This is a genomic window from Rhizobium sp. Root1334 (genome assembly GCF_001426665.1).
Taxonomy (GTDB): Bacteria; Pseudomonadota; Alphaproteobacteria; order Rhizobiales; family Rhizobiaceae; genus Pararhizobium.
This window is the reverse complement of record NZ_LMEY01000029.1, coordinates 48,030-69,693: the sequence shown is the minus strand read 5'-3', so window position 1 is coordinate 69,693 and position 21,664 is coordinate 48,030. Positions and strand designations below refer to the sequence as shown.

Sequence of the window (21,664 nt, the reverse complement as noted above, 5' to 3'; positions counted from 1 at the left end):
GACATTCGTAATATTTTCGCTTTAATTAATTTCACTTTCGCATGTGCTCAAAATTGTGCAATGCGAAATGTGGGAGGGGAAGCAGTGCCTGCGCAGAACGTACTCGACATTTTCGTGATCGGTGGCGGCATCAATGGATGCGGCATCGCAAGGGATGCCGTTGGCCGTGGATATTCGGTTGCGCTGGCTGAAATGGACGATTTCGCTTCCGGCACGTCATCGCGCGCCACCAAGCTCATTCATGGCGGACTGCGCTATCTTGAACATTACGAGTTCAGGCTGGTGCGTGAATCCTTGATGGAGCGCGAAGTGCTCTGGGCCATGGCCCCGCATATCATCTGGCCGATGCGGTTCGTCCTGCCGTTCCACAAGGGTGGCATCCGCCCGGCCTGGCTCATTCGCCTCGGCCTCTTCCTTTACGATCATATTGGCGGCCGCAAGCTTTTGCCCGCCACCCGTACGCTCGACATGCGGCGGGACCCGGCCGCAAAGCCGTTGAAGGCGCTGTTCACCAAGGCCTTCGAATATTCAGATGGCTGGGTCGATGACGCCCGTCTCGTGGTGCTCAACGCCAAGGATGCGGCGCTCAAGGGTGCGCAGATCATGACGCGCAGCCGGGTCGTCTCGGCTGACCGCGAAGGCGCGCTTTGGTCCGTCAATGTCGAGGATGTGTCGACCGGTGCCATCACGACCTTCAAAGCGCGCATGCTGGTCAATGCGGCTGGACCCTGGGTGGACGTGGTCTTATCGAATGCGGTGCGCAAGAACAAGGTTCACAACGTGCGCCTGGTTCAAGGCAGCCATATCGTCGTGAAGAAGAAGTTCAACGATCCGCGCGCCTATTTTTTCCAGAACCCGGACAATCGCATCATCTTTGCGATCCCCTACGAGACCGATTTTACCCTGATCGGTACCACCGACAACGATTTTACCGGCGATCCGAAGACCATCCAGATCACCGAAGGCGAGATCAATTATCTCTGCAATGCGGCGAGCGAGTATTTTTCCGAACCGGTCAAACCGGCCGATGTGGTCTGGACCTATTCCGGCGTGCGGCCGCTGTTTGATGATGGCGCCTCTAAGGCGCAGGAAGCGACGCGCGATTACGTGCTGAAGATCGATGGCGGTGATGGCGAAGCGCCGTTGCTCAACGTCTTCGGCGGCAAGCTGACCACCTATCGCCGGCTGGGAGAGCATGCCCTGGAAAAGATCGCTGCTGCGATTGGCGCCAAGGGCAATCCGTGGACCGCGAAGAGCGTGCTGCCGGGCGGTGATTTTCCAGCGACGGGCTACGAGGCCGAAGTGGCGAAACTCAAGAGCCGCTATCCGTTTCTGGCCGAGCGTTACGCGCGCCGTCTGGTTCGGCTTTACGGAACACTTGCGGCGAGCCTGCTTGGAAGCGCGGGCAAGACCGAAGATCTCGGGCGGCATTTCGGCGCTGATCTCTATGAGGTCGAGGTGCAGTGGCTGATTGGCCAGGAATGGGCGCGGCATGCCGAGGATATCCTCTGGCGCCGCACCAAACTGGGCCTGACATTGACCCAAGCGGAAGCCGACGGGTTGGAAGACTACATGCGGGAAACGATCCGCAACGTTGCCTGAAGGCCGCGCCGGGATGGCGCCGCCGATGGCTGGGAGGAAGCCTGAGAATGCTTGAACTGAAAAACATAACCAAGGTTGTCGGAGCGGATACGCATATCCATCCGACGAACCTTGTGCTGGAGCGGGGCTCGCTGAATGTGCTGCTGGGCCCGACGCTGTCGGGCAAGACATCGTTGATGCGGCTGATGGCCGGTCTCGACAAGCCGACCACCGGCACCATCACCTTCGACGGCAAGGATGTGACGGGCGTGCGCGTGCAGGACCGCTCCGTCGCCATGGTCTATCAGCAGTTCATCAATTATCCGGCGATGACGGTTTATGAGAATATCGCCTCGCCGATGCGCATTTCCGGTAAGGACGCGGCGACGATCGATCGCGAAGTTCGCAAAGCCGCCGAACTGATGAAGCTGACGCCCTATCTGGAGCGCACGCCGCTCAACCTGTCGGGCGGGCAGCAGCAGCGCACCGCGCTGGCGCGCGCCATCGTCAAGAATGCCAGCCTCGTGCTGCTTGATGAGCCGCTCGCCAACCTCGACTACAAGCTGCGCGAGGAATTGCGTGAAGAACTGCCCAAACTGTTTGCGGCCGCAGGCTCGATCTTCGTTTATGCGACGACCGAACCACAGGAAGCGCTGCTGCTCGGCGGCAACACCGCAACCATGAGCGAAGGCCGCATCAGCCAGTTTGGACCGACCATCTCGGTCTATCGCAAGCCGGCAGACATCGCGACCGCAAAAACCTTTGCCGATCCGCCGCTGAATGTTCTCGACGTGGTGAAGTCCGGCAATACATTCGAACGTGGTGGTCTCAGCGTCCTGCCGGTACCGGGGCATCTGGCCGGTATCGCCGATGGTGCCTACACCATCGCGTTCCATCCGCATCATCTGTCGCTCACCCGTCCGCACGATACGGCAGCGACGCTGAAGGCGCGGATCATCATTTCCGAAATTGCCGGTTCCGAGAGCTTTATCCACGTCGATTGCGCGGGATCACGCTGGGTCATGCTTGAACACGGCATCCACGACATCGAGCCGGATACGGCGATCGAGCTTTTCGTCGATACCCGCCACCTGATGGCCTTCGGCCCGGATGGCCGCGCCATCGGCGGCTCTGCCGTTCGAGGAGCGTGAGGAGAAAACCATGGCACGCATCAATCTCGATCATATCCGCCACGCTTACGGCCCCAATCCGACAAAGCCTTCCGACTATTCGCTGAAGGAAGTGCATCACGAATGGAACGACGGCGGCGCCTATGCGCTGCTTGGGCCTTCCGGCTGCGGCAAGACCACTTTGCTCAACATCATTTCCGGATTGCTGCAGCCGTCCGAAGGCAAGATCCTGTTCGACGGCAAGGACGTCACCAACCTGTCGACGCAGGAGCGCAACATCGCGCAGGTGTTCCAGTTCCCGGTGATCTACGACACGATGACCGTTTACGACAACCTGGCCTTTCCGCTGCGCAATCGTAAGGTTCCGGAGAATGAGGTCGATCGCCGGGTTACGGAAATCCTCGAGATGATCGGGCTTTCCGATCGCGCGAAGAAAAAGGCACAGGGGCTGACGGCCGACCAGAAGCAGAAGATTTCGCTCGGCCGTGGTCTGGTCCGCTCCGACGTCAGCGCCATCCTGTTCGATGAGCCGCTGACGGTCATCGATCCGCATATGAAATGGGTGCTGCGCTCGCAGTTGAAGCGTCTGCACAAGCAGTTCGGTTTCACCATGGTCTACGTCACGCACGACCAGACCGAGGCGCTGACGTTCGCCGACAAGGTCGTCGTCATGTATGACGGCGAGATTGTTCAGATCGGCACGCCTGCAGAGCTGTTCGAAAAGCCCAAGCACACATTCGTCGGCTATTTCATCGGTTCTCCGGGCATGAACGTCTTGCCGGCAAAGATCGACGGGTCGTCCGTCGATCTCGATGGCCAGAAGGTTGCCTTGTCGTTTGCGCCGAAAATCGCAGCTGGTGCCAAGACCGAACTGGGTATCCGCCCGGAATTTGTCCGGCTTGGCCGCGAAGGCATGCCGGTTTCGATCTCCAAGGTCGAGGATATCGGCCGCCAGAAAATTGTCCGCGCCACCTTCGCCAACCGGCCGATCGCCATTGTCGTTCATGAAGATGGAGAGATCCCGGCGGCACCGAAGATCACCTTCGATCCGGCAGCCATCAATATCTACGCCGATAGCTGGCGTGTGGGCGGGGAGGCCTGATCATGGAGAAGACCTGGAACAACAAGGCCTGGTTCATGGTTCTGCCGGTGCTGGTGCTGGTCGCTTTCTCGGCGGTTATCCCGCTGATGACGGTGGTGAACTATTCGGTTCAGGACACCTTCGGCAATAATGAATTCTTCTGGGCAGGCACCGACTGGTTCATCCAGGTGCTGCAGTCCGACCGCTTCTGGGATGCGCTGACCCGCAACCTGATTTTCTCAGGTATCATCCTGGCGATCGAGATTCCGCTTGGCATCCTGATCGCGCTCAACATGCCGAAGACGGGACTTGGCGTTCCTGTCTGCCTCGTTTTGATGTCGCTGCCGCTGCTCATTCCGTGGAACGTCGTCGGCACCATCTGGCAGGTGTTCGGCCGCGTCGATATCGGCCTGCTCGGTTATACGCTCGATGCGATCGGCATTCCCTACAACTACGTCAACAATGTCTTCGATGCCTGGGTGACGCTGATCGTCATGGACATATGGCACTGGACGAGCCTTGTCGTGCTCTTGTGCTATGCCGGCCTGGTATCGATCCCGGACGCCTATTATCAGGCAGCCAAGATCGACGGCGCCTCGCGCTGGGCCGTGTTCCGTTACATCCAGCTGCCGAAGATGAAGCGCGTACTTCTGATCGCCTTCCTGCTGCGCTTCATGGATAGTTTCATGATCTACACCGAGCCCTTCGTCGTTACCGGCGGCGGCCCCGGAAATGCCACCACATTCCTGTCGATCGATCTCGTCAAGACGGCCATCGGCCAGTTCGACCTCGGCCCGGCAGCAGCACTTTCGCTCATCTACTTCCTGATCATCCTGCTGCTCTCATGGATCTTCTACACCGTGATGACCAATAGCGATGCGCAGAGCTGACGGAAGGGAGAAAGAACAATGACCACAGCGACACAATCTTCCGGCCGCAGCCTCTCCTGGCTCGTGCCTACGATCTACATCCTCTTTCTGCTCTTGCCGATCTATTGGCTCGTCAACATGAGCTTCAAGACGAATACCGAAATTACCGGCACGTTCTCGCTTTACCCGCATGCGCCGACGCTCCGGAACTATGCGGTGATCTTCACAGATCCGTCCTGGTACAAGGGTTATATCAACTCGATCATCTACGTGGTGATGAACACCGTGATTTCGGTTTCTGTCGCGCTGCCGGCGGCTTACGCCTTCTCGCGCTACCGGTTCCTCGGCGACAAGCACCTGTTCTTCTGGCTCCTGACCAACCGCATGGCGCCGCCGGCCGTTTTCGCGCTGCCGTTCTTCCAGCTCTATTCCGCCTTCGGCCTGATCGATACGCATATCGCCGTTGCCCTGGCGCACTGCCTGTTCAACGTGCCGCTGGCCGTCTGGATCCTTGAAGGCTTCATGTCGGGTGTGCCGAAGGAAATCGACGAGACCGCCTATATCGACGGTTATTCGTTCCCGCGATTCTTCGTGCGGATCTTCATCCCCCTGATCGCATCGGGCATCGGCGTCGCTGCGTTCTTCAACTTCATGTTCTCGTGGGTGGAACTGCTGATCGCCCGCACGTTGACGACAACCGACGCCAAGCCGATCGCTGCGATCATGACGCGCACGGTGTCTGCATCCGGCATGGACTGGGGCGTTCTTGCTGCTGCGGGCGTGCTTACCATCATTCCCGGCGCCATCGTCATCTATTTCGTCAGAAACTACATTGCCAAGGGCTTTGCCCTGGGGAGGGTCTAATGGCCACCGTGTCCCAACGCACCAATCGCTGGCCGCTGGCACTGGCCGCCGTTCTCGTCGTCTACGCCGCCCTGGCAGGGTTGCTCATCTCCGCGTTGCCGATCAAGGACGGCGCGCGTGACTGGTTCGCCCCGCTGATCCGTGGCGGCTGGATGGCATGGACTTTCCCGACGGCCATGTTCTTCCTGACGATCTTCCTGCTGCTCGCGCTGATGGCCGTATGGGAATATGCCCGTCCCGGCGGCAATCCGCGTGTCGGCATCCTGCGCTTCGAGACGACGCGCGGCGACCGCCTGTTTATCTCGCTGCTCGGCAGCGCCTTCATCAATCTCGCTTGGCTGGGCCTCGTCGGTACCGGCCAGTGGTGGGCTCTTGCCCTCTCGCTTGTCTACGCTTTCGGGGTCTTCAAGCTGGTGTGAGGCAAGGACTGGAAATGCCGTCCGGATGGAGCCGGGCGGAATGCAATCGCAAACCTTTAAGGGAGGACATTATGCGACGGCACTTACTAACATCTACAGCAGCGATACTCTTGGCACTGACCGGAACCGCATTTGCGGGCATGGACGAAGCCAAGCAGTTCCTGGACAAGGAAATCGGCGATCTTTCGACGCTTTCCCGCGCCGATCAGGAAAAGGAAATGCAATGGTTCATCGATGCGGCAAAGCCATTTGCCGGCATGGACATCAAGGTTGCTTCCGAAACCCTGACGACCCACGAATACGAATCCAAGACTCTGGCCGCAGCCTTCACCGCAATCACCGGCATCAAGGTCACGCATGACCTGATCGGCGAAGGCGACGTGGTCGAAAAGCTGCAGACCCAGATGCAGACGGGCGAAAACATCTATGATGCCTATGTCAACGACTCGGATCTGATCGGCACCCATTGGCGCTACCAGCAGGCCCGCTCGCTGACCAAGTGGATGGCCAACGAAGGCAAGGACGTCACTAACCCTGGTCTCGACCTCGCCGACTTCATCGGCACCAAGTTCACGACCGCGCCGGATGGCGACCTCTACCAGCTGCCTGACCAGCAGTTCGCGAACCTCTACTGGTTCCGCTATGACTGGTTCAACGACGAGAAGAACAAGGCGGATTTCAAGGCGAAGTACGGCTATGACCTCGGCGTTCCGGTCAACTGGTCCGCTTATGAAGACATCGCCGAGTTCTTTACCGGCCGCGAAATCGACGGCAAAAAGGTCTATGGTCACATGGACTACGGCAAAAAGGACCCGTCGCTCGGCTGGCGCTTCACCGACGCCTGGCTCTCCATGGCCGGCAACGGCGACAAGGGCCTGCCGAACGGTCTGCCTGTCGACGAATGGGGTATCAAGGTCAACGAGAAATCCCAGCCAGTCGGCTCCTGCGTCGCTCGCGGTGGTGACACCAACGGCCCAGCTTCCGTCTATTCGATCCAGAAGTACCTCGACTGGTTGAAGGCTTATGCACCGGCATCCGCCCAGGGCATGACCTTCGGCGAAGCTGGTCCGGTTCCGGCCCAGGGTGAAGTCGCCCAGCAGATCTTCACCTACACGGCCTTCACGGCCGATTTCGTCAAGGAAGGCCTGCCGGTCGTCAATGCTGACGGCACGCCGAAGTGGCGCTTCGCTCCGAGCCCGCATGGCGTTTACTGGAAGGACGGCATGAAGCTCGGTTATCAGGACGTGGGTTCCTGGACGCTGATGAAGTCCACCCCGGAAGACCGCGCCAAGGCAGCATGGCTCTATGCGCAGTTCGTCACCTCCAAGACGGTTGACCTCAAGAAGAGCCATGTCGGCCTGACGCTGACCCGTGAATCGTCCATCCAGGACAAGAGCTTCACGGATCGTGCGCCGAAGCTCGGTGGTTTGATCGAGTTCTACCGTTCGCCGGCTCGCGTTCAGTGGTCGCCGACCGGTACGAACATCCCGGACTATCCGAAGCTGGCCCAGCTGTGGTGGCAGGCAATCGGTGACGCTTCCTCCGGCGCCAAGACCGCCCAGGAAGCCATGGATTCGCTGTGCGCTGAGCAGGAAAAGGTTCTGCAGCGCCTGGAGCGTTCCGGCGTTCAGGGCGATATCGGTCCGAAGCTCGCCGAAGAACACGATCTCGAATACTGGAACAAGGACGCCGTCTCGAAGGGTAACCTTGCGCCGCAGCTGAAGATCGAAAACGAAAAAGAAAAGCCGCAGACCATCAACTACGACGAACTGGTCAAGAGCTGGCAGTAAGACGACAGACTGGCGCCGGGTCCGTCCCGGCGCCAGTCTTCAGCCTCCGTTGAAATGAAAACCGCCCGAAGAGAGAATCTTCGGGCGGTTTTCATTTTCGCGTTTGGGCTGTTGCGCTTGCCAGTCTCCTAACGGCGCGTCCAGCGCTTCATGGCGTTGATTGCGGTGCGCATCATGATCTTCATGTCGAGGAGCAGCGAGAACTGGGTGATGTAATCGACATCGGAGACAATTTGTCGGACCGCCATCCAGCGGTGCCCGGCAGCGGCGTGAGGGCCGCGGGTCTGCGCAAGACCGGTAAGGCCCGGGCGCATCAGGTTTCGGTATTCGTAGCCCTGCACAAGGTCATTGTAGTTGTGGCCTGCCGCAAGCAAGTCCGGAACATGTGGGCGAGGGCCGACCAGCGACATGTCGCCGGTGAGAACGTTCCACAATCGCGGTAACCCTTCAAGATTGGCTTTGTTCAAGAAACGTCCAAACGGCGTGAAGTGTTGACCATCGGTGGCTGGCTGACCGGCATTGCGAAAGCCCGTAGCCGTACAGCGGAACGTCAACAGCTCGAAGGGAGCTCCGTTCAGCCCTAGGTGCAGTCGCCGGGAGAAAACAGGCCCCTTGCTGTCCAGCTTGATGAGGGCGCCAATGGCAAGCATGACGGGCGCAAGAACGAGCAGCCCGGAAAATGCGCAGGCGGCATCGATTGTGCGCTTGATCGCAAACTGAACGGGCAGGTCTGCTACGCGAACCGATTCGAGGTGAACTTGGTCATCGCATGCCGGCGATTGCTTGTCTGGGCGTTCAGCGGACGCTGTCCAGACAGGGCGGCTTTCCGTTGCCCGGATGAGAGGTCGTCGTTGCGGCAGCGTTTTTTCCGTCATGACTTTACATCTTCCCCGGAATTCGACCGGAATACCTACTTTGTGTTGATCTTTACCAGGAGATGCATTGCCAATGGAGCTGGAATGGCTGGATGAGACTGCGGCAGAATATCCTGAATATTGACCTTGATAATGCGAGCGCACGAGATCTTCGTTAGATGTCTTTTCGTTACTTCGCCGCATATGTGGAATATGCGATTTTAACGATTTATTAAATACTACCGATTTCGGTAGGGCCTTGCGAATCCAATCCGTTCCTGTGGTTAATTGTGGTGGGCCGGAGCGGCCGGCTCCGGATCGAAACAGGTAAGGGGACAGCCGGTTGCAACGCGCCGCAATCGCATCGTGTGCGCGGACGATTTGGCTTAGGGGGCAGGATTGCCTGGGTCCGTGAGGGGGATTCCGCCAGCGCCTTCCCCGGCCATCATGCCGTCAATCATCGGCAGCCCATCGCTTCCGGTCAGCGGAAACCACTTGCTCCGGTCGAAGAACAGATCTCCCGGCATGTTCTTGCGTTGCACACTGATCTGATTGGCAAGGAAATTGTAGCGTGGTGTTTCGCCGAATTCTCTTTTGAACTGGATGCGGCTACCGAATTTGCGGATGTCAAAGGGTTCTAGGGCATGGATCTTGCCGATGATCTCTTCCGGATTTCCCCAACGGACCTGGCGCAGGAAGATGTTCGCCGCGTCCCCGGCAAGTTCGGCGACCTTGGCCGTATCGGCTTTATTTTCGATGTTCAGCTTGACGCGAAAGGAGGTGACACGGTTTTCCCCATCGCCCTTGATGACGATAAAGATCGAGGACTGTTCCGGTTTATCGGCATCCGGAGCGGGAAGATCGACCGAGGACGAGCATTCCCAATTGTCCTTGTGAGCGCTGCTGACGGTCCAGTCCAATTGGCCGAAACCGCCGTCCCTCAGTTGTTCGCACAGGGTCCTCGGGTCACTCTGGATCAGCCGGATGAAGTTTTGTTGCGGGGCCTTGAAGTCGGCGAAAGCATAGACAGGCAGGACCATGCGTGCCGGCGGTAAGCGTAAGCTTCTGGTCTGGGTTATCTTCACCTGCTGCGGCGCGGCATTGGGAATCAGATTGGGGTAGCCGAGATAGGTCAGTAGCAGATCAAGATTGCGGTGGTTGTTGGCAAGCAGAACCGTCGCCAGGATGCCGGCGAAGACCAACCCGACAGCGGCGAGGAAGAATATCTTTCCGGACCGGTTTTTCCGCTGCACATTCATGCCGAAACCTGACCTGCGCAGTTTTCGCCGATCTCAGACATCATGGATCCACATGCCTTGGCCATCTGGCGTTTCTCGTCTCACCCTCGCGATAGGTATTGTCGAGAAAAAACAGACATATCAAGGTATAAAATGAAAGAACCCGTTCTGTTACGCCGGGGCGGGGAGTTGGTTGAAAGAAATAGGCAAGGCGCGGCGACCGTCATGTATTCGGCACCGCCGATACGGCAATACGGTGCGGGTCGCGAACTAAGCCAACAGTTCAGAGATCCCGCCGCGGGCGAAACTTGAAGATAGTCTTACTGTGTGGCAATTGCCGGGCGGTGTACTGTATCCCCGCTATAGATGATGACTGCGAACAGCAAGACGCCCGCAAATGTGATCAGCGAGGCGATTGCGACAACAGGCTCGAGCGCCGGATTTCCGGTCAGCATCAGATAGAGCGCCGGCACCATCAGGGCGACGCCCGCCGTGTAGACCACGTACTGGATCATGGCGATCCGCCGTCCCGCCTTGGCAGGGTTCAGCGCGTGGTATCCGCCAAAGATCGCCATGGTCACCCAGCCGAGCAGATTGGCATGGGCGTGCGCGCCGATGGCGCTGTGATCCTGCGAGATGGCCATGTTCAGGCCCATTGCAATTCCGATAATCAGGAAAATGATGGCAGTGCGGAAATAGAGCTTTGCGACGCGCGGCATATGTCTTCCCCCCAAGTCTTGTCCTTAGGGGAATATTAGCACCCACTATGGTTGGGCGCGAAGCCCAAATTTGGTCGCTTCCAGGGCCGTCATCGTGGCCAGAAGGTTCAACTTCCTTCGTCCGGAATGTTCAGTATTTGGCCGCAAGCCTTGCAGTGTACCGCGTCGGCATCGTGTCTCTGCAAACCGCATTGGGGACAGGGGAAGACGACCTTGTGCGGGCGCACGATCGCCTGTGCCAGCCGTACGAACAGCGAGATGCCGAAAATCATCGTGACGATCGACGTCAGCTTGCCCAGCGTGCCGGGCAGGGTGATATCGCCAAAGCCCGTCGTCGTGATGGTGGCGACGGTGAAATAGAGCGCATCGACGAACCCTTCGACGCCGGCCGCCTGGTGATAGAAGAACGCGGTGTAGACGAAGCCGGTGACGAGGAACAGGAAGGTCACGAAATTGATGCAGGCGCGAATGACCTCTTCCCATTCTCCATAGCCCGCCCGCTTGATCAACAGCGTGAATACCTTGCTCTGGCCCAGCGACCAGATGCGGAAGGCGCGCAGGAACGCGAAGTTGGAGAATTGCGCCGGGAAGAGCAGCGTTGCCAGGATGGCGATATCGACCCACGTCATCGGCCGTGTCAGCCAGCGCCGGAGGTTTGAGGCGATCAGCGCCCGGGCGCCAAGCTCGAAGGCGATCAAGGCGGCAATTGCATAGTCGATGATGAGGTAGGTGTGCCCCGCGGCGAAATACGGGCCAACGAGGAAGAAGATGATGATGGCGAGATCGATGATCGCCATGGTTATCTGAAACCGGATCGCCATGGCGCTGGTCCCGAGATAGAGCATACGTAAACGTGCGCGTACGCCGTTTAACATCGGCTCTCCGGGCTCGTCGCTCTTGGTGTGCTCTGTCATGAGATTGAGATAGGCTGGTGTGTGGAAGCGGTCAATGCTGCCTGTTGTCAGGCGCTGGCATTGCCTGACCGTCATTTCAGTCGAATTTCATGCCGGGCGCCTTACCAAGCAAACGCCCGGATTCAGTTGATCGAAGATTACATTAAGTTCACTTTATTTAGCTGTGGCAGGATGTATATCGTCGATGACGTTAGAGTTTGAAATGCCCCACCAGGTGCTCCATGTCCAATCCAGCCGATAGAAACGATGAGCCCGGTGGCACTCAAGTCATGGTTCAGCGGGTGTGGCTTCAGGGCCGGCTGCTGACTGCGATTGCCACGATCCTCATCCTTGCCCTTGCGGGCTATGCGATCTTCCATCTGACGAGTGAAGTTCGGTATGAAGACGTGATGGCCGCGCTCGATAATACCAGCGGCACGTCCATTGCACTGGCCATCGGCTTTACCGCCTTGAGCTTCTTTGCACTGACCTTCTACGATGTCGGGGCGCTGATCTATCTCAAGCGGCGACTGCCCTATGCCGATGTGGCATTGACGGCTTTTGCGGCCTATGCGGTCGGCAATACCGCAGGTTTCGGCCCGTTGAGTGGCGGCGCCATCCGCTATCGCGCCTATTCCCGCCTCGGGCTGAGGCCGGAAGAAATCGGCGGCGTTATCGCCTTTGTCACCCTTGCCTTCGGGCTCGGGCTTGCAAGTGTCGCGGCTCTCAGCCTGTTGATGATCGCGCCGGAAGTGGCGCCACTCGTGGGAATGAGTTCACCGGCGCTGCGTGCGATCGCTGTGTTGATCCTGACCGTCCTGCTGACTTTGATGGTGGCGGGCCGCGATGGCCGGGCGTTGCAGTTGGGGCGTTTTTCGCTGCGGGTTCCGGATTCACGCACGGCATCGCGTCAGTTCCTTGTGACCGTTCTGGATCTGGCCGCCTCGGCTTCCGTCCTCTACGTGCTGCTGCCTGAAGGGGTGATCGGCTGGCCGGCGTTTCTGGCGATTTATGCGGTGGCTGTCGGACTTGGCGTTCTCAGCCATGTCCCGGCCGGTCTTGGTGTCTTTGAAACCGTCATCGTCGCGGCGCTGGGCCAGGCGGTGGATGTCGACACAGTCCTGGGCGCGCTCGTCCTTTATCGGCTGATCTACCACGTCCTGCCGCTGCTTCTGGCAGTCATCTTTGTCATTGGTGCCGAACTGCGCAGCCTCTACCGCAAGCCTGTCGGTTCCAGCCTGCGCCGCGTGGCCGGTCGGTTGACACCGCTTCTCTTGGCGACGCTTGCACTTATCTTGGCCGCCATGCTGGTATTTTCCAGTGTCACGCCGACGCCGGACGACAATCTGGCTTTTCTTGCCGATTACGTGCCATTACCGATCATCGAAGGCACGCATTTTCTCGCAAGCCTGCTGGGTCTGGTTCTCGTCATTGTCGCGCGCGGCTTGGCAAGACGGTTGGATAGCGCCTGGTGGGCGGCGCTTGTCGTTGCCGTTATCGCGCTGTTGTTTTCTCTCCTCAAGGCGGTGGCCCTGATCGAGGCGAGCCTTCTCGCCTTCTTCATCGTCAGCCTGCTTGCCACGCACCGGCTGTTCGACCGGCCAGCAAACCTGTCGAACGAGCGGTTGACGTTGCCATGGCTGACGGCAATGCTGGCGCTCTGTGCCTTTGCGGTGATCGTCCTGTTGTTCGTTTATCGTGACGTGGAATACAGCAATACGCTCTGGTGGCAGTTCGAACTGTCGGAGGAAGCGCCGCGCGGCCTTCGCGCCGTGCTCGGTCTGACGATCTTCTCTGGCGCTGCTGCGTTGTGGAGCCTGCTGCGGCCCGCCAAAGGCCCAAGGGAAGCGTCTTCTGCCGCCGACATCGAAAAAGCGATCGCCATTGCCAACGCGCAGGATATGTCGGACGCCAATCTCGTGCGGATGGGCGATAAGAGCCTGATGTTTTCCTCCGACGGGCGTGCGTTCATCATGTATGGCCGTCAGGCTCGTTCCTGGATTGCCCTGTTCGATCCGGTCGGTCCGCGTGATGCATGGCCGGATCTGATCTGGCAGTTCATTGAGGAGGCCCGTTCCTGCGGCTGCCGGCCGGTTTTCTATCAGGTCTCGCCTGCGGGGCTCTCCTACTATGCGGATGCCGGCTTGCGGGCCTTCCGTCTCGGCGAACTGGCCACGGCGGACCTCACGACGTTCGAACTGAAGGGCGGCAAGTGGGCCACCCTGCGCCAGACGGTCAGCCGGGCGCAGCGCGACGGGCTGGAATTCGCCGTTGTCGAACCCGAGGATGTCCCGGCGATCATGGGCGATCTCGTAGCCGTGTCCGATGCCTGGCTGGCGCATCATCGTGCCAGGGAAAAGGGCTTTTCGTTGGGGGCATTCAATACGGATTACATTACCGCCCAACCGGTTGGGATTTTGCGGTTGAACGGAAAAATCGTTGCGTTCGCCAATATCCTCGTGACGGATGCCTGCGAGGAAGGGACTATCGACCTCATGCGCTTCCTGCCGGAGGCACCGAAAGGGTCGATGGACTTTCTCTTTGTGTCATTGATGGAATATCTGCGTGACAAGGGATTCAAGCGGTTCAACCTTGGCATGGCGCCTCTGGCCGGTCTTTCCGGCCGCCGTTCCTCGCCCGTTTGGGACAAGGTGGGTCGCACGGTTTTCGAACACGGCGAACGCTTCTATAACTTCAAGGGCCTGAAGGCCTTCAAGTCGAAATTCCATCCGCACTGGCAGCCTCGGTATATGGCGGCGGGTGGTGGTATCAATCCCGTTCTGGCACTGATGGATGCAACATTCCTGATTGGCGGCGGCGTGAAGGGAATTGTGAAAAAATGATCTTGAAGAGATTCTATCAGGCCGCTTTTGCCGCCAGCCTGTTTTTTGCAGCATTTCCGGCGCGTTCGGAGGATCCGGCTGCTTTTGATACGGGCATGATCCCGTCGCCACATATCCTCTTGCCCACCGGCGATGTGGCGGCCGCGGTTGTGCTTATTTCCGATAAGGCCGGATGGTCTGACAAGGAGGATACGCTCGCCAAAAGCCTGACCGATGGCGGAGCCTTGGTCATCGGTATCGATCTTCCAAGCTATCTTGCATCGCTGGCGAAGGACGAGGGCGACTGCATCTACATGGTGTCCGACATCGAAGCGCTGAGCCAGCAAGTTCAGCGGGCGGCGAAAAACAACGATTATCGGCTGCCGATCATTGCCGGTGCCGGGGCGGGTGGCGCGCTGGCTCTTGCCATTGCGGCGCAGACGCCGGCGGCGACAATTGGGCAAACGCTGGCCATCAATCCCGAGGCCGGCATCACACTGAGCAAACAGCTCTGCACGCCTGCCGACAAGAAAAAGGTGGGCGACCGGATGGTCTACGGTTTGACCGATGGGCCGCTGCCCGATCCGGTCACCGTGCTGTTCACGCCGGATGCGCCCGCAGACGGCCGCGCCCATGTCACCGAGTTGACTGCCAAGCATAGCGACATCGAGATCACTGAAACGGATGACGACATGTGGACGGCTTTTTACGATGCGCTGTCGGCGCTCGTGACCGCCTCCGCAGGCGAGGACAATCCGCTGGGACTGCCCCTGACCGTGCTTGAAACCAAGCCGACACGCGACACGATGGCAATCGTCTATTCGGGCGATGGCGGCTGGCGCGATATAGACAAGGAAGTCGGCGATGTTCTCCAGCAACAGGGCATGCCGGTGGTCGGCATCGATTCTCTGCGCTACTTCTGGTCGGAGCGTCAGCCGCAGGAGACCGCCGATGACCTGCACCGCATCATCGCGTTTTACGGCAAGCGCTGGAACGTCAAGCATATCCTGCTGATTGGATATTCCTTCGGTGCCGATATCCTGCCCCGGACCTACAATTTGCTGCCGCAAGCAGACCGGGATCGCGTGGCGCAGGTGTCGCTGCTCGCCGTGTCGCATCAGGTGGATTACAAGATTTCCGTTCTCGGCTGGTTGGGTGCCGCGGCGGCGGACGGCGCCGGCGACCCGGCCGACGATATCACCAAGATGAAACCGGCTCTCGTGCAGTGCATCTACGGGACAGATGAGGACGACGATGTCTGCCCGACGCTGAAGGATACGGGTGTCGAAGTCATTGCCATCGATGGTGGCCATCATTTCGACGAGGATTATCCGGCGCTGGTCAAGCGGATTTTGGACGGATTTGATCGCAGGCTGGCGGCTGTAGCCAATCCTTAGCCTGCCCATAGCATGGCTTGAAATGACAGGATCGGCCGCGCGAACGATCCTGTCTACTCGATACACTACTGCTTCTTGGCTTCTTCAGTATCAGCACGGCCGCTTGGAATCGTGCTGGTGGTCACGGAAACCGGATCGCTGGCAGGAAAAGACGATTCCAGCCCTTCATCGAGCTGTTCTTCCAGCGTTCCGGTATCGCCTGCGGCCCGCGCACTTCGCAATGACATAACGGCCGGAGATTCGCCGGAGGTATCATTGCCGGAACCGGAACCATCAGCTGCTTCACCATTTTCGGGCTGTTCGAACGCCGCCACCTGCAACATCATCGCCTTGGCCCTTGCGATCGCGTTCAGCCGGTTCAAGCCATCAGATTCGGTATGGTGCATCTGAACCGAAATCACATCACCGCCTTCACCGACGAACTCCACCGTCATCAGCCCTGCCGAAGACTGCGGGTGGACTTGCGTGCCGATTACTTCCATGACTGTCGCCTCCGTGGTTGCGTTACGCTGATAACCGTACGGGCGAAGTTTTGTTCCGCTGGCGGGGTCTGCCGCAACGGATGCGATGCAGTCTGGACACAAAAAAGAGCGGCCGGAGCCGCTCTTCTATGAGGTAAGCATGGGCAGCGATCAGGCTGCGACGTCTTCCATTTCGCGTTCCTTGAACATGCGGGCGAGGTTGAGGAAGCAGATCATGCCGGTTTCGTTGGCGATGATGCCTTCTGCATAGCTCTTGTCGAAGGATGTGGTGATTTCCGGAACCGGCTGAACCTGGTCGCCACGCACCGTCAGGATATCGGAGACGCGGTCAACGACGAGGCCGATGACCATATTGTGCACTTCGGCAACCACGATGGCGCTGCGTTCGTTGGCAACCGTGCTCTTCATGCCGAGCTTGTGGGCAAGGTCAATGATCGGGATGACGGTGCCGCGCAGGTTCATCACGCCGAGAACGTCGGCAGGCGAATGCGGAATCGGTGTCGAAGGTGCCCAGCCACGGATTTCGCGGATCGTCGTAGTCTTCACGCAGAACTCCTGATCGTGCAGACGGAAAGCGATGATCTCGAGCGTTTCGTGACCGAAGGTACCTGTAGAGATCGTGTTGTTCATCAAAATTCTTCCCAGCTATCCCGATTGGCGGCAACTGCCATGTTTGAACTAAAGGCCTTCGCTACCCGGCTGGCCATGACCCGGGCCGGGGAAGCGACCGGTTTTGCGTCCTGCCGCGCTGCCGCCAAGCGACCCTGCGATGCCTCACCGACCTTGAACTGGCTGAGAAGACTGAAAAGACCGTCTGCTTGCTTTTCCAAGGCGTGGCTGGCAGCCGTGGATTGCTCGACCATTGCTGCATTCTGCTGTGTACCTTGGTCCATTGTATTCACAGCCTGGTTAATTTCTTTCAAACCTGTCGCCTGTTCTTTTGCACCTTCTACAATAGCGGACACATTGGTGTTGATCTGGTCCACCTGGCTCAGGATTTCCTCCAGCGCCTTGCCGGCCTGGCCAACGAGAGAGACGCCGTCCTTGACCTGATCGCTGGATGTGGTGATCAGGCTCTTGATCTCCTTTGCCGCTGTTGCCGAACGCTGGGCGAGTTCGCGCACTTCCTGGGCTACCACGGCAAACCCTTTGCCGGCATCGCCCGCCCGCGCCGCTTCGACGCCTGCGTTGAGGGCAAGCAGGTTGGTCTGGAAGGCGATCTGGTCGATGACGCCGATGATGCTGGAAATCTCGCGCGACGAGTTCTCGATCTCGCCCATCGCGTGGACGGCGTTTCTCACCACTTCGCTGGAACGTTCGGCGTCGAGCTTGGTCTGGGCAACCAGTGTGCCTGCTTCCGCGGCGCGGCGGCTGCTATCGGCCACGGTCGTGGTGATCTGCTCCAGTGCTGCCGCTGTCTCTTCAACCGACGCGGCCTGTTGCTCGGTACGCTTTGAAAGGTCCTGAGCCGCACTGCTGATTTCGCCTGAGCCGGCTGCGATTGCTTGCGCATTGGCGCCGACGGCACGCATCGTCTCTTTCAGCTTGTCGATGGTACCGTTGAAGCTGAGGCGGAGCGCTTCCAGTGCCGGGATGAATGGCCTGTCCAGATGCTGATCGAGATTACCATTGGCCAATTCCCGCATTGCTGCCGCCAGCTCCCGGCTGTTATTGACGCGACCGGTAATGTCGGTTGCGAACTTTACCACCTTCTTCACCGACCCATTCAAATCGAAGATCGGATTGTAGCTGGCCTGGATCCAGACCTCTCTGCCGCCATTGCCGATCCGCTTGAATTCATCGGCGATGAACTGACCATTGCGCAGCCTGGCCCAGAAGTCCCGGTATTCTTCGCTGCTGCCGTAGGCGGGCTCGCAGAACATGCTGTGGTGCTTGCCTTGAATATCGCCAAGTTGATAACCGAGCGTCGACAGAAAGTTCCCGTTGGCGGTCAGAATGTCGCCGTCCGGCGTGAACTCGATAACGGCCTGGGCGCGGGAGATCGCAGCGATCTTGCCGGCATCTTCTGCACTTCTCAGTTTCACGGCCGTTATGTCAGTGGCAAACTTGACCACTTTATAGGGTTTCGAGCCCCGGAAAATGGGATTGTACGATGCTTCGATCCAGATTTCCCTGCCACCCTTGCCGATCCGCTTGTACTGGCGGCGATCGAACTCGCCGCGGGCAAGCCGCGCCCAGAAGTCACGATAGTCCCTGCTTGCTGCGTCGGCCGGATCTACAAACATGCGGTGGTGCTGGCCGACGATTTCCGCCAGATCGTATCCTACAGTTTTGCAGAAGTTTTCATTGGCCGTCAGGATGTTTCCCTGCAGGTCGAATTCAATAATTGCCTGAGATCGTTGCATCGCAGACAGGATTGCCTTGGCGTCGCTGCGGAACGGTGACGAAAAACGGGTCATGACTATCGGTCCTTGTGCACGCGGGTTTGCAACGCGCGCGGCTGAGTGCCGCGCGATCGGGCGGTTTTTCTGAGTAGGAATGTGGACGGCTGGCAAACGATACCGGCGCTTTGCACGGCGTCGTCAGGTCATGCCGGATGACCGGCTTTTCGCGAAAGCTTCATGCCCCGGTTCAGACCGGTCGCGACGGCAATATCTAGGGGCTAAAACTTCAATAGATATTTAAGATTTGCCGAGTTTCGAACGCCTGCCGGCATAAATATGACAAATGACAATACCCGGCGCAACGCCGGGTATTGGTTCGTATTATAGGTACATTATGGGGTTGCAGAAACCCATGCTTGCCGCTTACTGCGCCGTCAAAACGCCGGCGAACTGCTCGACGGCCCAATCGACCTGATCAGCCGTGATCACCAGCGGCGGAGCGATGCGGATCGTGTCGCCATGGGTGTCCTTGGCAAGGATGCCGCGCTCCTTCAGCGCTTCGCAATATTTGCGGGCGCCGCCGGCTTCGGGAACCAGTTCGACGGCCAGCATCAGGCCCCGGCCGCGAACGTCCTTGATGATGTTCGAACGGATGTCCTTGAGACCAGCCTGGAAACGCTCGCCCATGCGGGCCGAGTTACCGATCATGTCTTCTTCGGTCAGGGCCTTCAACGACGCGCGGGCGATGGCGCAGGCCAGCGGATTGCCACCGAAGGTCGAGCCATGCTGGCCGGGCTGCAGGACGCCGAGCACTTCGGAATTCGAAAGAACGGCCGAGACCGGATAGAAGCCGCCGGACAGTGCCTTGCCGATCAGGGTCACGTCGGCTTCGATGCCTTCATGCTCTTCGGCGAGCAGCTTGCCGGTGCGGCCGAGGCCAGTCTGTATCTCGTCGAGGATCAGCGTGATGCCATGCTTGGAGCACAGCGCACGGACTCCCGGGAAATAGCCCTGCGGCGGGATCATGACGCCGGCTTCGCCCTGGATTGGTTCGATCAGGAAGGCGACGGTGTTCTCGTTGATCGCGGCGCGAAACGCTTCGATATCGCCGAACGGAACGGTCTTGAAGCCCGGCGCGAACGGGCCGAAGCCGGAGCGGGCGTCCGGATCGGTCGAGAAACCGACTATGCCCATGGTGCGGCCATGGAAGTTGTTGGAGCAGACGATGATCTCGGCCTTGTTTTCCGCGACGCCCTTGACCTCGTAGCCCCATTTGCGCACCGCCTTGACGGCGGTTTCGACGGCTTCGGCGCCTGAGTTCATCGGCAGGATCTTGTGGCTGCCGGTGAGCGTTGCCAGTTCCTCGTAGAAATGCGCCAGTTGGTCGTTGCGGAAGGCGCGCGAGGTGAGCGTCAGCTTTTGCGCCTGCTCCATCATCGCCGCCAGGATTTTGGGGTGGCAATGGCCCTGGTTGACAGCGGAATAGGCCGACAGGCAATCGAGGTAACGATTGCCGTCAAGGTCCCAGACATAGACACCTTCACCGCGCGAAAGCACGACATCAATCGGCTTGTAGTTATGCGCGCCCAGCCGGTATTCGGTTTCGATCAGTGCGTTTGTCGTATTCATGGGTCCTCCAGTGGCTTTTGTTATTGGCTCAGGCGCTGCGTGTCGGCCGGTCGAGAATGCGGCGGCCAAACAGGCTTGCGGTCAACTCGACGAGAATGCGGGCGCTCTTGCCGCGGTCGTCGAGGAAGGGGTTGAGCTCGACAAGATCGAGCGATGAGACGAGGCCGCTGTCGCAAAGCATTTCCATGATCAGATGCGCTTCGCGGAAGGTCGCGCCGCCGGGAACCGTGGTGCCGACGCCGGGCGCCAGTTCCGGATCGAGGAAATCGACGTCGAGGCTGACATGCAACAGGCCGTTGGCGGCTTTAATCTTGGCGATGATCTCGTGCATGATATGGGCCATGCCGGTCTCGTCGATGGCACGCATGTCATAGACATTGACGCCATGTTCGGCGATTTCCTCGCGTTCGCGGTCATCGACGGAGCGGATGCCAACCTGGAAAACGTTTTTCGGATCGACCATCGGGCGGTCCTTGTCGAGGATCGGGGCGAACTCGGCCTGGCCACAGAAAAAGGCCACCGGCATGCCGTGCATATTGCCTGAAGGGGAAGTCGCAGGCGAATTGAAATCGGCATGGGCATCGAGCCAGAGCACGAAGAGCGGGCGGTTCTGTTCCTGGGCATAGCGCGCCATGCCGGAGACCGAGCCCATCGACAGGGCGTGGTCGCCACCGAGGATGACCGGGAAATTGCCGGCGCGGGCTGACTGATGCACCGATTCGTCGAGCGCGCGGGTGATCGCCGCGACGATCTGCAAATTGTTGGCTTTCGGGTGGTTCGGCAGGTCGCGTGCAGGCAGCGGCTTCAGGTCACCGTCGTCGGTGACGCTGTGGCCAAGGCCGGCCAGCATTGTGTCGAGACCTGCAATGCGCAGGGCCGCAGGACCCATTGCAGCGCCACGGCGGCCGGAGCCTTCTTCGAGCGGTGCGCCGATGAGTACGATGTTCTTCTTGGATTCAGCCATGGTCTTCCCCGCAAGTTCGCGTGATGCCGGTTTGCCCGGTTTGTGCGCGGATTATACGGGTTTGTTTGTTGGCAAATAGATGGAAAACTGGCAAATAGATTGCAATAATTGACACTATGAGAAGTGCGGATAGGCAAAATGATAAGTCTCGACGATCTTGACCATTCCCTGATCAGCGCGCTGCGCCACAATGCCCGCACGCCCGTCTCAGCTCTCGCCGTCACCACCGGCGCGTCGCGTGCGACCGTTGCCGCCCGCATCGACCGGCTGGTCGCATCCGGAACGATTGCCGCCTTCACGATCCGCACGGGAGCGGAGCTTTCCGGCAGCGGCGTGCGTGCCATCGTCATGATCGAAATTCACGGCAAGATGGCGGATCGCGTCGCCACGCAGCTGCGCGGCATGCCGCAGGTGCGCGCCCTTCATTCGACCAATGGCCGCTGGGATTTCATTGCCGAATTGGAGGACAAGGATCTCGGCACCTTCGACGAAACGCTGCGGCTGATCCGGCTGATTGACGGCATCAACCTCACCGAGACGAACATCCTTTTGAAGACCAGCAAGATTTCGGCGGCGGTTTAAACCAG

At 59.1% G+C, this 21,664-nt stretch carries 19 protein-coding genes; 10 read left to right on the top strand and 9 right to left on the bottom strand.

Annotation, left to right across the window (positions count from 1 at the left end):
- Positions 1-84 precede the first annotated feature (84 nt).
- The 7 genes from glpD (at position 85) to ASD36_RS25175 (ending at position 7,734) form a co-directional block, all read left to right on the top strand.
- Positions 85-1,602, top strand: coding sequence for a glycerol-3-phosphate dehydrogenase (gene glpD / locus ASD36_RS25205; protein ID WP_244489871.1), 1,518 nt, complete (start codon positions 85-87; stop codon positions 1,600-1,602).
- A gap of 47 nt (positions 1,603-1,649) precedes the next feature.
- Positions 1,650-2,732 (top strand): ABC transporter ATP-binding protein, encoded by a 1,083-nt coding sequence (locus tag ASD36_RS25200; protein ID WP_060502782.1) that lies wholly within the window; start codon positions 1,650-1,652, stop codon positions 2,730-2,732.
- 10 nt (positions 2,733-2,742) lie between these two features.
- Positions 2,743-3,813 carry an ABC transporter ATP-binding protein gene (locus tag ASD36_RS25195; RefSeq protein ID WP_060502880.1) on the top strand — a complete coding sequence of 357 codons (1,071 nt, stop codon included), beginning with the start codon at positions 2,743-2,745 and terminating at the stop codon, positions 3,811-3,813.
- Between the two features lie 2 nt (positions 3,814-3,815).
- Positions 3,816-4,682, top strand: coding sequence for a sugar ABC transporter permease (locus ASD36_RS25190; protein ID WP_060502783.1), 867 nt, complete (start codon positions 3,816-3,818; stop codon positions 4,680-4,682).
- Positions 4,683-4,700: 18 nt separating this feature from the next.
- Positions 4,701-5,525, top strand: coding sequence for a carbohydrate ABC transporter permease (locus ASD36_RS25185; RefSeq protein ID WP_060502784.1), 825 nt, complete (start codon positions 4,701-4,703; stop codon positions 5,523-5,525).
- On the top strand, positions 5,525-5,944 hold the full coding sequence (locus tag ASD36_RS25180) for a DUF2160 domain-containing protein (RefSeq protein WP_060502785.1): 420 nt from the start codon (positions 5,525-5,527) through the stop codon (positions 5,942-5,944). The genes ASD36_RS25185 and ASD36_RS25180 overlap by 1 nt, the downstream gene beginning before the upstream one ends.
- Positions 5,945-6,015: 71 nt before the next feature.
- Positions 6,016-7,734 carry an ABC transporter substrate-binding protein gene (locus tag ASD36_RS25175; RefSeq protein ID WP_060502786.1) on the top strand — a complete coding sequence of 573 codons (1,719 nt, stop codon included), beginning with the start codon at positions 6,016-6,018 and terminating at the stop codon, positions 7,732-7,734.
- Between the two features lie 128 nt (positions 7,735-7,862).
- Here the strand turns inward: ASD36_RS25175 and ASD36_RS25170 are convergent, their stop codons facing one another.
- The 4 genes from ASD36_RS25170 to ASD36_RS25155 all read right to left on the bottom strand — a co-directional run bounded on the left by ASD36_RS25170 (position 7,863) and on the right by ASD36_RS25155 (position 11,390).
- On the bottom strand, positions 7,863-8,753 hold the full coding sequence (locus ASD36_RS25170) for a sugar transferase (protein WP_244481958.1): 891 nt from the start codon (positions 8,751-8,753) through the stop codon (positions 7,863-7,865).
- A gap of 221 nt (positions 8,754-8,974) precedes the next feature.
- On the bottom strand, positions 8,975-9,847 hold the full coding sequence (locus ASD36_RS25165) for a DUF6030 family protein (protein ID WP_060502788.1): 873 nt from the start codon (positions 9,845-9,847) through the stop codon (positions 8,975-8,977).
- A 299-nt stretch (positions 9,848-10,146) separates the two neighbouring features.
- On the bottom strand, positions 10,147-10,545 hold the full coding sequence (locus ASD36_RS25160) for a hypothetical protein (RefSeq protein ID WP_060502789.1): 399 nt from the start codon (positions 10,543-10,545) through the stop codon (positions 10,147-10,149).
- A 107-nt stretch (positions 10,546-10,652) separates the two neighbouring features.
- Entirely contained in the window at positions 10,653-11,390 is a 738-nt protein-coding gene (locus tag ASD36_RS25155) for an ion channel (protein ID WP_244481966.1), read from the bottom strand.
- Positions 11,391-11,728: 338 nt separating this feature from the next.
- Here ASD36_RS25155 and mprF point away from each other — a divergent pair, with 338 nt between their 5' ends.
- Both mprF and ASD36_RS25145 read left to right on the top strand, forming a co-directional pair.
- Positions 11,729-14,281 (top strand): bifunctional lysylphosphatidylglycerol flippase/synthetase MprF, encoded by a 2,553-nt coding sequence (gene mprF, locus ASD36_RS25150; RefSeq protein WP_277996011.1) that lies wholly within the window; start codon positions 11,729-11,731, stop codon positions 14,279-14,281.
- The gene (locus ASD36_RS25145; protein WP_060502791.1) at positions 14,278-15,657 is read left to right on the top strand and encodes an AcvB/VirJ family lysyl-phosphatidylglycerol hydrolase; all 1,380 of its coding nucleotides are present in this window, start codon (positions 14,278-14,280) and stop codon (positions 15,655-15,657) included. The genes mprF and ASD36_RS25145 overlap by 4 nt, the downstream gene beginning before the upstream one ends.
- Positions 15,658-15,722: 65 nt before the next feature.
- On the opposite strand, the gene ASD36_RS25140 is transcribed toward ASD36_RS25145, so the two are convergent.
- The 5 genes from ASD36_RS25140 to rocF form a co-directional block, all read right to left on the bottom strand.
- A complete protein-coding gene (locus tag ASD36_RS25140; RefSeq protein ID WP_060502792.1) occupies positions 15,723-16,139 on the bottom strand; it encodes a hypothetical protein in 417 nt (138 codons plus the stop codon).
- 150 nt (positions 16,140-16,289) lie between these two features.
- A complete protein-coding gene (locus ASD36_RS25135; protein ID WP_037097448.1) occupies positions 16,290-16,769 on the bottom strand; it encodes a chemotaxis protein CheW in 480 nt (159 codons plus the stop codon).
- Positions 16,769-18,559: a methyl-accepting chemotaxis protein gene (locus ASD36_RS25130; protein WP_060502793.1), complete on the bottom strand. Its 1,791-nt coding sequence runs from the start codon at positions 18,557-18,559 to the stop codon at positions 16,769-16,771. The genes ASD36_RS25135 and ASD36_RS25130 overlap by 1 nt, the downstream gene beginning before the upstream one ends.
- A 348-nt stretch (positions 18,560-18,907) precedes the next feature.
- Positions 18,908-20,113, bottom strand: coding sequence for an ornithine--oxo-acid transaminase (rocD, locus tag ASD36_RS25125; RefSeq protein WP_060502794.1), 1,206 nt, complete (start codon positions 20,111-20,113; stop codon positions 18,908-18,910).
- A 28-nt stretch (positions 20,114-20,141) separates the two neighbouring features.
- Positions 20,142-21,077 (bottom strand): arginase, encoded by a 936-nt coding sequence (gene rocF, locus ASD36_RS25120; protein WP_060502795.1) that lies wholly within the window; start codon positions 21,075-21,077, stop codon positions 20,142-20,144.
- 138 nt (positions 21,078-21,215) lie between these two features.
- Between rocF and ASD36_RS25115 the strand changes: the two genes are divergently transcribed.
- Positions 21,216-21,659 (top strand): Lrp/AsnC family transcriptional regulator, encoded by a 444-nt coding sequence (locus ASD36_RS25115; protein ID WP_060502796.1) that lies wholly within the window; start codon positions 21,216-21,218, stop codon positions 21,657-21,659.
- Positions 21,660-21,664 lie beyond the last annotated feature (5 nt).

Excerpts from the sequence above, each read along its gene's own strand:
- ASD36_RS25200 (WP_060502782.1), top strand. The coding sequence starts at position 1,650 with ATGCTTGAACTGAAAAACATAACCAAGGTTGTCGGAGCGGATACGCAT.
- ASD36_RS25195 (WP_060502880.1), top strand. The coding sequence starts at position 2,743 with ATGGCACGCATCAATCTCGATCATATCCGCCACGCTTACGGCCCCAAT.
- ASD36_RS25190 (WP_060502783.1), top strand. The coding sequence starts at position 3,816 with ATGGAGAAGACCTGGAACAACAAGGCCTGGTTCATGGTTCTGCCGGTG.
- ASD36_RS25185 (WP_060502784.1), top strand. The coding sequence starts at position 4,701 with ATGACCACAGCGACACAATCTTCCGGCCGCAGCCTCTCCTGGCTCGTG.
- ASD36_RS25180 (WP_060502785.1), top strand. The coding sequence starts at position 5,525 with ATGGCCACCGTGTCCCAACGCACCAATCGCTGGCCGCTGGCACTGGCC.
- ASD36_RS25175 (WP_060502786.1), top strand. The coding sequence starts at position 6,016 with ATGCGACGGCACTTACTAACATCTACAGCAGCGATACTCTTGGCACTG.
- ASD36_RS25165 (WP_060502788.1), bottom strand. The coding sequence starts at position 9,847 with ATGAATGTGCAGCGGAAAAACCGGTCCGGAAAGATATTCTTCCTCGCC.
- ASD36_RS25160 (WP_060502789.1), bottom strand. The coding sequence starts at position 10,545 with ATGCCGCGCGTCGCAAAGCTCTATTTCCGCACTGCCATCATTTTCCTG.
- ASD36_RS25155 (WP_244481966.1), bottom strand. The coding sequence starts at position 11,390 with ATGCTCTATCTCGGGACCAGCGCCATGGCGATCCGGTTTCAGATAACC.
- mprF (WP_277996011.1), top strand. The coding sequence starts at position 11,729 with ATGGTTCAGCGGGTGTGGCTTCAGGGCCGGCTGCTGACTGCGATTGCC.
- ASD36_RS25145 (WP_060502791.1), top strand. The coding sequence starts at position 14,278 with ATGATCTTGAAGAGATTCTATCAGGCCGCTTTTGCCGCCAGCCTGTTT.
- ASD36_RS25140 (WP_060502792.1), bottom strand. The coding sequence starts at position 16,139 with ATGGAAGTAATCGGCACGCAAGTCCACCCGCAGTCTTCGGCAGGGCTG.
- ASD36_RS25135 (WP_037097448.1), bottom strand. The coding sequence starts at position 16,769 with ATGAACAACACGATCTCTACAGGTACCTTCGGTCACGAAACGCTCGAG.
- ASD36_RS25130 (WP_060502793.1), bottom strand. The coding sequence starts at position 18,559 with ATGACCCGTTTTTCGTCACCGTTCCGCAGCGACGCCAAGGCAATCCTG.
- rocD (WP_060502794.1), bottom strand. The coding sequence starts at position 20,113 with ATGAATACGACAAACGCACTGATCGAAACCGAATACCGGCTGGGCGCG.
- rocF (WP_060502795.1), bottom strand. The coding sequence starts at position 21,077 with ATGGCTGAATCCAAGAAGAACATCGTACTCATCGGCGCACCGCTCGAA.
- ASD36_RS25115 (WP_060502796.1), top strand. The coding sequence starts at position 21,216 with ATGATAAGTCTCGACGATCTTGACCATTCCCTGATCAGCGCGCTGCGC.